The organism is Komagataeibacter sp. FNDCF1 (assembly GCF_021295335.1).
In the GTDB taxonomy this organism is placed as follows: domain Bacteria; phylum Pseudomonadota; class Alphaproteobacteria; order Acetobacterales; family Acetobacteraceae; genus Komagataeibacter.
Genome location: NZ_JAIWOT010000001.1, coordinates 2586050 through 2597212 on the forward strand (window position 1 = coordinate 2586050; position 11163 = coordinate 2597212).

Genomic DNA, 11163 nt, shown 5'->3' on the forward strand with positions numbered 1-11163 from the left:
TGTGGGGGGGCGTTCATTAAACGGATCTTTTACAATGCCAGGTCAAAGCGGGTGCTGTCCGCGCGCAGGTTGGCATTGTAAAATGGATCATGCAAAAAAAACTCCGGATTTTTGTTATACATATCCATGATATCTTTAATATCGGCGTTTATTTCCGGTTTGTGCGCATATGTGAATTTTGCCTGCGGGCAGACGATATTCCAGTAATTTTTCTGTACAAGCCGGAAGCATAGATCGATTTCCGTAAGATCCCGGGCCAGACTTTCATCAAAACCCTGCATCATCTCGAATTTTGCACGCTCGATCATCAGGCAGGCACCGCTCACGGCAATCCAGTTATATTCTACAAGATTGCGCATGAAGTAGCCACCTTCCCGGTTGTCCATGCCCTGAAAGGCAAAAACCGGACGTCCCGACCCGTTCAGGATGCCGGCATGCTGTACATGCTTGCCCCCCGGCAGCAGCAGCTTCGCGCCTACCGCCCCGATATGCTCGCGTTGTGCGTAGCCGGCCATGCGGTCCAGTGCATCGGGTACCTGCAGTTCCAGATCCGCGTCCAGAAACAGCAGTACCGTCCCTTCTGCCTGTGCTGCGCCAAAATTGCGGGCTGCCGGCATGGTACAGATGGTTTCAGGTAATGAGACATGCCTGCATGGGCTGGAAGATGGCACATCGATGTGCCCGGTCCTGTCTGATGCCACAATAATGATTTCTGTATTTTCCCATTCATTACCTTGGCTGATCGCCTGCAGGCATTGGCGTAGCTGCGCTTTGTGTTTGTGGGACTGGATGACAATAATTATGGAAATCATTGTATCCGCTTCAGGAATATAGCGGATACAATGAACGGGGTGACCCGGAAGTGGCTCCACCAGGCCTGCATGGCCACGTCTGTGCAGGGCTTCTTCCCGCAGGCGCTGCGCTGCGGAAACGGCATACGGTTTTGCCGCCATGTCAGCCGCGATGGACTGGGGGATGATACGCCAGTGATAAAGGACTTTCGGGATATGGAAGATCTTTTGCGCGCGCTCGGTAATCCGTAAAACTAGATCCCAGTCCTGTGCGCCATTAAATTCGGACCTGAGCAATCCTGTCTGCATCAACAGGTCACGTCGTACACAGCTGACATGGCAGGTGTACATGATGCTCATCAGGGTATCTGGTGACCAGTCCGGTTTGAAGAACGGCTGAACAAAACGGCCGTTTTCATCTATTTTATCTTCATCACTATATATGTAATCCGGATCATGCAGGTTGATGCACAGGGCCAGTTCATGCAGGCAGTCTTCTGTCAGTTCATCATCATGGTCCAGAAAAACGACATGACTGCCTGTTGCCGCCCGGATGGCTGTATTGGTCGCCTCGGCAATACCGGTATTGTGTTCAAGATACAGCACATGAACCGAAGGATGGGACAGTGATTGCAGAAAGCCGACCGTATCTTCACGGCTGCTTGCATCATCGACAAGAATAAGATTCCAGTCTGGATACCATTGCCGGTAAACGGATTCCAGCATGGCGTCCAGCAGACGGGGCTCGGTATTATATACCGGAACCACAATGGAAAATTCCGGTCCTGCCGGAAGATCGGGCAGTACGACATCAGGCTTTTCAGAACGGACATAACAGTATTCTGGTGCTGTCCGTGTTATATGATAATGGTGCCGAGTATCCAGATCAAGATAATGGCGTTCCATCTTTCCGGCAGGGATGAAGGAACGGATCTGCCGTGCAAGGCGTCGGAAATATCGAATGGGTGAAGATATGCCGCGCGGAATTTTTCTCTTGTTGGTCATTTCCATTTATTAAAATCTATATTATCCGGATATGAGTGCGCTTGATTTCTTCATGACATGCGGCGGCCATCAATCGTTTCAAAATACGACAACCGGATGATTACGCATGACCTTCCCATGGCGATGTCTGGACAACAATGCCACTCCTTTCGCATTCACATCCCGGAACGGTACGTTATCACAGGCCGGGTGTTGAGGGAAACGGCGGTGCCGGATGACGGAATTTCCGGCCGGGGCCGCCTGCCTGTCATGCGGCCAAGGGTGGATCGCCGCTTCCGGGTAGCGCCAGTGTCAGGGTGTGGAGATGAATGTTTCCACATTCGCCTGCCGGGACTGAGGGGAAGCATTCCACTGCCGTGCTTCAGGCGCCCGGGTCATCATTTCCCGTCCTGCGCCGTAAATATGGTAAAGGGAACTGGCCGGCATATGGTCGACCATGGGGCGCAGTTGCTGGTCAAGGCGATCAATCCAGCCACCGGCCAGATGATCGGGTGCATAGCGTTCAAAAAACAGGCCGCTGATCTGCGGCAGCATGCTGGTGGCCTCCACGCCGTCATGCGCCTGCTTGCGACCGAGCAGACGCATGAGCTCGGTCTGTGGCCAGATACGGGTGGAGTGCTCGATGACTATGCCATCTTCCGTCACGGCATCGAAAGCCAGCCCCGTCCCGGGGTGACAGCCAGCAGTCACACCGCTTGCGAACAGTCGGTCTGCCGCGGCGGCAATCCGCATGCTTTCCGCACCCGTACAGCCTGAAAGCCGGCTGTATTCATGCAGAAGCCACGACCATTCGAACAGGTGCCCCGGTTCGGCACGGTTGCGGCCGGGCGGAAGGGCCGCAACCCATTCCGCATCGAAAAACTCACGCACCATGCCAGATCGGGCATCGATAAAACGCTCAAGCGCGAGCGAGACAAGAGGCCTGGCCTGATTAAGGTAGAACGCATCCCCTGTCGTTTCAGACAGGGTGAGGCAGGCTTCAAGCATATGCATGTGCGGATTTTGCCGGCGCAGGGAATCCGCCGGGGGAAGGGAGTCCCGAAAGCCGCCATTCCCTGCGGCAAAAATGGTATGGATTTCATCCATGGTCTCGCGCGCTATCGTGCGATAACGGGTTTCGGCCGTAAGCTTGTACGCCCATGCATAAGCAAAAAGAATGAACGCATGGGCATAAAGGTCACGCACGCGGGAGGCTGGGCGCCCATCGGATGCGAGCGAAAATATCCAGCCCGGCGCACCGTCGCAATGCCTGTAAAGACGCTCGATCTCATCAAGGCAGCGGACGGCCTGGGCCGAGCGATCATAAAATCCGTCAATTGCCGCACGGCAATAGGTCGCCACCTGCCGGGCCTGCACCATGAGGCGCAGCTGCTTCATGGGCACTGGAGAGGCATCCCAGCCCAACCGTTCATGATAGAGATGGCAACTGCTATCGAAACCGGCGTCACTCCACAGCGGCAGGGCCCGACCGATGAGCCATTTCCGCCATTGGGCCTGCATGGTAATGCTGGAAGAGGGACCGCTGGTTGTCGACATGATACTGATCTGCCCTGATACGCTGGCAGCCAGACCAGCACGCAGCATAAAATGGCTGTGTTTTCGCTACAATGAAAGAGGCAATTGCGGCATGCAGGACGCAACGGAACCCGTCGATATCATGCTGGATAACATGAACATTTCACAACCATATTGCCATTGACGGCGGGCGTGACCCGGGACGCCGGGTCTTGTGGTGTTGCCTGAAGTATAAAGTAGGTAAAACGATTATTTATATTATCTCGCGATGCCACCCATCGACGTTCCGGGAGAAATGATGGTCGTGATCAGACCAAAGAATTTATAGAATTTGTTACTTGCCGAATTGGCAACATAAATGAGATCCCCGTCCCGCATCATGAATTCCTGCGCCAGGAAGTAGCTGCTTGGGTTCATCATGTCCAACTGGTAGATGACTGGTGCAGTTGATGCATTATTATCAACCGGCATACCAAGCCGGCGCAGGATGTCAGCATTTTCAAAGCGGAAAAGATAGACGGCATTGGGGTCGGCACGTGAATCGATCGGGCCACCAACGCGGGAAACCGCCTCGGCCATTGTCAGGGTCGGGGTTGTAAACTGTACCTGCGTTATATGATTGGTTGCGCCAAATACACTGAAGCTGCGTGGCTGGAACGTAAGCTGGACCCGATCTCCGGGCTGCATGACAATGTTCTGGGCGGGATCGTTTTCAATGACCTTGAGGGGCAGTTCGGCAATCTTGCTGTTCCGTGTCAGCCGGACGACATAGTCTTCATCGGCATGGGTCTGCTGCTCCTCGCCCCCTGCCAGTGCGATGACATCCAGGATGCGTTCACGGTTCGGGGTCAGCATGATCCGGCTTGGGCGGCGGACCCCGCCATACACCATGACGGAGTTGGCAATGTCGGAAGCAATCCGGACCAGAACCTGCGGCGCCTGGGATTTCTGCTTCAGTCTGGCCAGAATGGCATCGGCGGCCTGATTGGTGGTCATGTTGGCGACATGGATCTGACCGGCAAAGGGGATTTCGATATTGCCGCTGCCATCGACGCTGAGGAGCGGCAGATGTGAAGCCGTGGAGGTACCGGACATCGAACCGGTGCCGCCGCCGGTCGCACCCGTGCTGCCGCCCATACCCGTACTCATGCTGGTGGGGCTGAACAGTGCGCTACCAACTTCATATATCGAGACCTGAAGGATATCTCCGGGCCCGATCCTGTCATTCTTGCCATAGGCGGGTGTCTCATCCCCCGCAAGACTGCTGAAAAGCGGTGGCGCCTCACTTTGCAGCAGCGTGATCAGATCTGGGCTGATCTGGACAATCCCGTATCCCACAGTGTTTTTTTTAGGATCACGCTGGTCCTGATTGACCCGGGATTCCGTTGGCCCGCTGTCAGGCAGCGAATTGCAGCCGCCCAGCAGCAGAAGTGCCCCCCCGGCAGCGGCCAGCCAGGTTGCCTTCCGGCCAGGACGCCGGGCCGGACCCAAATCCTTCAGTAAGCATAAGATGGTCAATAGGGCACCAGACTCTAAAGGTTATACCAAAAAACGGGAAAGCCGCATAACGCCCTTGCACGCATCCTGAAGTGCAGGCCGGGGATGGAAAGTTACTTAACCGGATTGCTCATATATTACGTAGTCATCCAATGGGTGGGAGACTTATATAAAACTCTCATCAAAAGGAAAAGACCTTACCGGGTGGGGTGGAAAACCGTATGCTGGAGGGGCTTTCGGTCAGGACAACCCGTGGGTTCGCTGCCTGAATTCGCAAACCCGTACGTATTTCCCTTTCATCATGCATTGACCGCGGGCGTTTACGGGCCTGACTGCGGCAGTCGGGTCCGGGCCGCGACCGCTTTCGGGAAATGCCGGGATGGCACCATGTATCTCCAGGTTACCACACGGGCGCCCGGGCCCGGGCTGAACAGTATGGTCAGTCTTGGGGTGATCTGATAAAAGCGCCTCGAGTCATCGTGTGCGTGACTAACGGAGATGTGGATAAGTGCACGCACATTTATCGCCCTGCTGCGATTTCTGGTATAACCCTCAACGTCCGGTGCCCTATTGATCCTTCCGTGTTTCCCGAATTTTTTGGGTCCAGTTCACCCCTGCACGCAACGGAGAGGACGCCTCATTGCCATGGGTGGGGCCCTCATGCTTCTGTGCGGCTGCAATGCGCTGCCTGACAGCGGGCCGACGGAATATCAGGTGAACCGGGCGCAGCGGGGCCCGAAGAAGAACACGATGGGCTACGGGATTGTCCAGGTGAGTCCGGAACTCATAGCGCTTCTGGACAACGAGGCCCCGCCCCGCTTCAGCAGCCTTGATGCGGACCATCCGCTGACGCACCCGACGCACAACGACACGGTGGGGCCGGGCGACATCCTGCAGATCTCGATATACGAAATCGGCAGTGGCCTCTTCAGTCCCAGCAGCAGCAGCATGGCCGCGGCCAGCGCCAGTGGCACCAACGCCACGCCCACCCCGTCCACGACAGCCAGCCTGCCCCCCGTCAGCGTGGATGGGAGCGGCATCATCGAGATCCCCTTTGCCGGCCAGATCCCCGTGGCCGGCCTGACCACCAGCCAGGTCGCCCAGGCCGTCACGGACAGGCTGAAGCAGAAATCCCAGGCCCCGCAGGTCGTGGTCCGCATCCTTTCGGACATTGCCAACTCCGTCATGGTGTATGGCAATGTGCGCCAGCCCAGCCGGGTTCCTCTGACCCCCAACAGGGAACGCATCCTCGACGTCATCGCGCTGGCCGGGGGGGAGACGCATACCGAGCAGGCGGATGCGGATTACGTGGTGCAGCTGACACGCAACGGGCAGGTGGCCGAAATGCCGCTCCAGGTCATTGAAAACGATCCTGACCAGAATATCGTGATGCAGGCGGGCGACAGGATCCAGCTGACCCTGCGGCCGCGCAGCTATACGGTGTTCGGGGCCAGTGGCCAGGTCACCCAGATACAGTTCCGCACACCCGTGCTGACCATGGCGCAGGCCATATCGCGCGCGGGCGGGCCGATCGACACCCGGGCGGACCCCAATGCCGTCTATCTTTTCCGCTTCGAGAATGCCGGTGTCCTGCGCCACCTCGGCATGGCGGTCGACCAGAACGCAGCCACGGCGCCCGTCGTCTACCAACTGGACATGATGAACCCCAGCAACTACTTCCTGGCCCAGAAATTCAGGATGCAGGACAGGGACCTCATCTACATCGCCAATTCGTCCAGCAACAAGTTCTACAAGTTCTTTGGCCTGATCAGCACAATCATCGCACCAGGAATTACAGCAGCATGGATCGCCAAATGATGAAAAAAAACATAAAAATGGCAGCTTTCCATGATGAAACTGTGATACCGCATCCGTGCGCCAATGGATGTGAAAGAAAGCAGGTTCTTTCCCTGCTGGCCATGCCCTATTCTGACCTTTCTCTTTTTCCCCAGGCCCGTGCAGCATGAATTCCGATGTGTACATCCCCGATGGTGACAATGACCACATCCCTGAGGCACCTCTCCTGACAAGGCTCACGCACTGGTTCCTGCAGCACTGGTCCTTCATGATATGGGTCATGCTGCCTACGGTGCTGACGATGCTCTATCTCGTTCTCATCGCAACGCCACAATATATATCAGAGGCGCATTTCGTCGTACGCGGGCGATCGGGCCAGTCCAGCATTTCCCTGAGCAGCATCCTGCAGTCCAGCGGCGGCGGCGGCGGTGCGACATCGGAGAATACCTACGTTGTTCAGGATTACATGCTGTCACGTGATGCAGCCGAACTTCTTATCAGGCAGGACAAGCTGCTTGAAATCTATGCGCGGCCGGAAGCCGATTTCATAGCCCGGTTTCCTTTCTTCCTGTTCAAAAATGATTTTGAGCACTTTTATAGCTATTATCAACGTCATGTTCTGGTTGAACAGGACACGGAAACCGACATTTCCATTCTGAAGGTTCGCAGTTTCCGTGCTGCGGACTCCAGAATGATTGCCCGTGCGCTTCTGGATGCAAGTGAAAACCTGGTCAATGACATAAACCGGCGGCAACGCGAAAACCTGATCCGGGCAACATCGCGGGAAGTGCAGGAAACAGAAACCAAATTACGTGAGATCAACCAGAAACTGGCCGAATACCGTAATACCATTGCCCTGATCGATCCCTTGCGGCAGTCGGTGCCGATGGTCAGCTTCGTAACCAACCTGCAGAACATGCTGACTTCAACAACCATGCAGTTGAATCAGCTTCGGGCTGCCGCGCCCAATAGCCCGCTGATCGCGGCATATGAACGGCAGGTTGCCATTCTGACCGACCAGATCAAGAAATCCGGAAGCCAGATAACCGGATCCGATCAGTCTCTTGTACCCAAGATCACCGGGTATGATGATCTGATGATACAGCGTGAACTGGAACAGCGTATTCTGGCCAGTAACGTTGCATCGCTTGAAGTTGCCAAGCAGCAGGCGAATCAGCAGATGATCTATGTTGATGAAGTCGCACAGCCCAATGAACCGGACTGGCCGGAATATCCCCGCAATATGGTCGTGCTGTTCATTGTCTTCATGTCATTCTTCAGCCTGTACGTGATGATAAAGCTGCTTGTAGCCAGTGCCCGCGAAAAGAACCTGGAGTGATCCGACTGGCAAACGCCTGATGAGCCATCTGTCAGAAAAAAGAATGTGTCATGTTACGTTGTATCGATATTGTTAAAGAATTCCACGTCGAGAAGGGTATCAGGCGTGTTCTGAACAAGGTAAATTTCCAGATAGAACGCGGAGAAAAGCTGGGTATCCTGGGCCGTAATGGCGCAGGCAAGTCGACACTTATCAAGATTATCGGGGGTGTGGATCTGCCAACTTCCGGCAGGATTGAACAGAATATGTCGGTGTCCTGGCCCATAGCTTTCGGCGGCGCCTTTCAGGGAAGCCTGAGCGGCCTGGATAACTTACGGTTTATCTGCCGGATTTATAATCTGGATTACCAGACAACGCGTAAGTATGTGGATGATTTTGCGGAACTGGGCAAGCAGCTACTTGAACCGGTCAAGACATATTCATCAGGCATGCGGGCACGCCTGGCATTTGCGCTGTCTGTTGTGATCGAGTTTGACTGTTACCTTATTGATGAAGTCATCATGGTGGGTGATGCCCGCTTTGTCCAGCGGTGCCGGGAGGAACTGTTCACCAAGCGGGCTGATCGCGCCCTGATTATTGTTTCTCATGACATGAACTTCATAAGAGAAATATGTAACAGAAGCGCCGTCATACATCAGGGAAAATTCATACAATTCGATAGTGTTCAGGAAGGCATAGATTTGTACGGATCTTTATAATTCAAGTAATTATTTAAATATTGTTACTATTTAATCGACACATAATTAATTTTTATGGAATTGGGGTTCTGTAGCTGATGGAAGTGCTTTAATTTTTATATCAATATTCAAGCATATAATTCGTCAGCATAGAACCAATGCAGGCTGCGTTTTGTCCGAACGCTTCTGAATTGAGGTGCAATCGAGCATATCAAGATATTTCAATCAATATGCCGACTCTATCTTCTAAAATAATATAGCATTATATTTAATTCATACCCTAACCACAAAGTTAGTGCATAATGAAAAATTCAGAATAATGAAATTTACAAGATTTATTAATGCCGTATGCATGAATAAATAATGATAAATATTGATCTATTTTGTAGATTCAAATTTATTGCACCTATTGACTACCTATACAAACGGAAATAAAATGTTTCAGTATGGGTCTAAATGTCATGTTATGTAACACATTCATGATATTTATAGACATATGTAATGTTTTGTATGAATGTTAAGGAAATTCTGGTGAATATACACGATTTTCATGCAGGTATTTGTAATCATATTCGGCATGAGATTTTTGATACGATTACCGCAGTTGTCCGAAGCAATGAAGGTTGCAATGTCCGTTTTGTAGAAGTAGGGGCTAATGATGGATCAAGTGGTCATGATCCTGTATTTCCCTATGTAAAGGTTCATAACTGGGAAGGTGTTCTGGTTGAACCCGTACCCTATCTGTTTAAACGCCTGAAAGAAAACTATCCAACGGATAGCAAGGTCCAGTTTGTTCAGGCCTGCTGTGGGTCCGAGGAAGGCATCTTTCCATTTTATGAAGTTGATGAATCAGCTGAGGCCATTATACCAAGGGCTATCACCTTTGACCTATATGAGCCCAGTTTCTGAGACCGATGGATCGGATGGTCTGTGGCAGGGCGGTGAGGTTGTTCCATGCGGTGCATGCGGCTTCGATGATGTGTTCGATGCCACTGAACACGGTGTTGGACAGCCAGTTGGCGCGGAGGAACTGCCAGATATTCTCGACCGGGTTCAGTTCGGGCGCGCGGGACGGCAGGAAGACCAGGCTGACGTTGCGCGGCAGTCTGAGTTTGGGTGTCGTATGCCAGCCGGCACGATCGAGCAGGACGACGGCATGGGCGCCGCGTGCGACGCAGCGTGAGATTTCCTCGATATGCAGTTGCATGCTGGCCGTGCCGGTAAACGGCAGCACCAGGCCTGCCGCCTTGCCAAGTGCCGGGCAGATCGCCCCGAACAGCCAGGCATTCTCGTAGCGCTGGTCGGCCGGCTGGCGTGGTCGGGTGCCACGCCGCGCCCATTGTCGGACAAGGCCGTTCTTCTGCCCGATGCGGGCCTCGTCCTGAAACCAGAGTTCAATCCGCCTGCCCTTGGGCAGATGTCCGGTGTGGGCGCTCAGGATCGTGGGGAAGTTTTTTTAAACGCGTCCATGACGGATGGATCCTGTCCGGGGTGACGCGGACGCGCGCTGACGTGGCTGAACCCAAGCCGCTTCAGCAGGGTGGAGACATGGCGTTCGTGATAGGAGACGCCAAAACGCTCTTCGATGACCCGCTGAAGATCGACCCGACGCCAGCGCACCACACCGTCCCGGGCACGGTCAGGCCCTGTCGTGACCAGCGCCGATAATTCTGCCAGTTGGTCCGCTGTCAGGCGGCAGACCGACCCGTTGCGCCATTGGTCCCGCAAACCATCCGGCCCCGTAGCATTGAACCGGTGCACCCAGTCCCGCAGGGTTTGCCGGTCCATGCCGCCGATCCGCGCCGCTTCGCCACGGCTGGCACCATCGCGCACCGCAGCCAGAGACAAAAGGCGCCGTGCAACATTCGCATCCCGCGTACGAGAAGCCAGACGTCGTAACGCAGAAGCCGTATAATCCGTCCGTAAAGCAATCGCACCAGCCATTCCCGATCCTCCCTCTCACAACAGAATCAGAACAGGCCCTTCGCGTCACTTCACAGATGAGTCAGAGACAATAGCCCTTGGTATTAGTCCTGTTGCGCCATTCCTGTCGTCATTCGACCGATCCGTGATCATGAACCATGCCTGTTTCGTGCCGGATATGGAGAAATACATAAACACTATTCCGATTCAGACGAAACGTGTTGATACCATCGTAAAGGAATCTGGGATCGGTAATATTCATGTGCTTGTAACCGATACAGAAGGCCATGACGATAAAGTGCTGTCTGGTTATAATTTTGATAACCATCGTCCCATGGCTGTATACATGGAACATAAGCATATCCGGTTTGATGCTTTGCGCAATGTTGTCAACCAGATGGAAGGTTATAACTACAAGCCTATCTGGATGTTCGAAGATATCCTTTTTGTAAATAACTATCTCTTTTCCATCCCGCTTGTAAAAAATATTTTTTCCATGATGGAAGCCATGTATCGCGTATAATAATGATATCTTTCATATCATAAACTGGCATGGTGTTTCGCAATATAAGACGGTGCGGCGATTGCTCATGCCGGTTCGCCGCATGCCAAGATAGTG

The 11163-nt window shown here is 53.6% G+C and carries 10 protein-coding genes; 6 read left to right on the top strand and 4 right to left on the bottom strand.

Annotated elements, in window-relative coordinates:
• Nucleotides 1-29 precede the first annotated feature (29 nt).
• From LDL32_RS12220 to LDL32_RS12230, 3 genes are all read right to left on the bottom strand, one after another.
• Nucleotides 30-1796: a glycosyltransferase gene (locus tag LDL32_RS12220; protein ID WP_233067291.1), complete on the bottom strand. Its 1767-nt coding sequence runs from the start codon at nucleotides 1794-1796 to the stop codon at nucleotides 30-32.
• A gap of 291 nt (nucleotides 1797-2087) precedes the next feature.
• Nucleotides 2088-3332, bottom strand: coding sequence for an AGE family epimerase/isomerase (locus tag LDL32_RS12225; RefSeq protein ID WP_233067293.1), 1245 nt, complete (start codon nucleotides 3330-3332; stop codon nucleotides 2088-2090).
• 237 nt (nucleotides 3333-3569) lie between these two features.
• On the bottom strand, nucleotides 3570-4802 hold the full coding sequence (locus LDL32_RS12230; protein WP_233067295.1) for a polysaccharide biosynthesis/export family protein: 1233 nt from the start codon (nucleotides 4800-4802) through the stop codon (nucleotides 3570-3572).
• 666 nt (nucleotides 4803-5468) lie between these two features.
• Between LDL32_RS12230 and LDL32_RS12235 the strand changes: the two genes are divergently transcribed.
• The 5 genes from LDL32_RS12235 (at nucleotide 5469) to LDL32_RS12255 (ending at nucleotide 9530) form a co-directional block, all read left to right on the top strand.
• Nucleotides 5469-6626 carry a polysaccharide biosynthesis/export family protein gene (locus LDL32_RS12235; RefSeq protein ID WP_233067297.1) on the top strand — a complete coding sequence of 386 codons (1158 nt, stop codon included), beginning with the start codon at nucleotides 5469-5471 and terminating at the stop codon, nucleotides 6624-6626.
• Nucleotides 6611-6775, top strand: a complete 165-nt coding sequence (locus tag LDL32_RS12240) for a hypothetical protein (protein ID WP_233067299.1) — start codon at nucleotides 6611-6613, stop codon at nucleotides 6773-6775. The genes LDL32_RS12235 and LDL32_RS12240 overlap by 16 nt, the downstream gene beginning before the upstream one ends.
• Nucleotides 6772-7944, top strand: coding sequence for a capsule biosynthesis protein (locus tag LDL32_RS12245; protein ID WP_233067301.1), 1173 nt, complete (start codon nucleotides 6772-6774; stop codon nucleotides 7942-7944). Before LDL32_RS12240 ends, LDL32_RS12245 begins: the two co-directional genes overlap by 4 nt.
• 50 nt (nucleotides 7945-7994) lie before the next feature.
• Nucleotides 7995-8642, top strand: a complete 648-nt coding sequence (locus tag LDL32_RS12250) for an ABC transporter ATP-binding protein (protein ID WP_233067303.1) — start codon at nucleotides 7995-7997, stop codon at nucleotides 8640-8642.
• Between the two features lie 510 nt (nucleotides 8643-9152).
• The gene (locus tag LDL32_RS12255; protein ID WP_233067306.1) at nucleotides 9153-9530 is read left to right on the top strand and encodes a hypothetical protein; all 378 of its coding nucleotides are present in this window, start codon (nucleotides 9153-9155) and stop codon (nucleotides 9528-9530) included.
• Here LDL32_RS12255 and LDL32_RS12260 read toward each other — a convergent pair.
• Nucleotides 9499-10565 (bottom strand): IS630 family transposase gene (locus LDL32_RS12260; RefSeq protein ID WP_233064331.1). Its coding sequence is split into 2 segments (ribosomal slippage): nucleotides 9499-10079 and nucleotides 10079-10565, totalling 1068 coding nucleotides; the frame shifts between segments, so codons are not numbered across the junction. The two genes, LDL32_RS12255 and LDL32_RS12260, sit on opposite strands and share 32 nt — an antisense overlap.
• 130 nt (nucleotides 10566-10695) lie before the next feature.
• On the opposite strand from LDL32_RS12260, the gene LDL32_RS12265 reads away from it, so the two are divergent.
• On the top strand, nucleotides 10696-11067 hold the full coding sequence (locus LDL32_RS12265) for an FkbM family methyltransferase (RefSeq protein ID WP_233067308.1): 372 nt from the start codon (nucleotides 10696-10698) through the stop codon (nucleotides 11065-11067).
• The last annotated feature ends 96 nt before the right edge of the window (nucleotides 11068-11163 follow it).

Coding starts and splice junctions, on each gene's coding strand:
- LDL32_RS12220 (WP_233067291.1), bottom strand. CDS start 1,796: ATGACCAACAAGAGAAAAATTCCGCGCGGCATATCTTCACCCATTCGA.
- LDL32_RS12225 (WP_233067293.1), bottom strand. CDS start 3,332: ATGTCGACAACCAGCGGTCCCTCTTCCAGCATTACCATGCAGGCCCAA.
- LDL32_RS12235 (WP_233067297.1), top strand. CDS start 5,469: ATGCTTCTGTGCGGCTGCAATGCGCTGCCTGACAGCGGGCCGACGGAA.
- LDL32_RS12240 (WP_233067299.1), top strand. CDS start 6,611: ATGGATCGCCAAATGATGAAAAAAAACATAAAAATGGCAGCTTTCCAT.
- LDL32_RS12245 (WP_233067301.1), top strand. CDS start 6,772: ATGAATTCCGATGTGTACATCCCCGATGGTGACAATGACCACATCCCT.
- LDL32_RS12250 (WP_233067303.1), top strand. CDS start 7,995: ATGTTACGTTGTATCGATATTGTTAAAGAATTCCACGTCGAGAAGGGT.
- LDL32_RS12265 (WP_233067308.1), top strand. CDS start 10,696: ATGAACCATGCCTGTTTCGTGCCGGATATGGAGAAATACATAAACACT.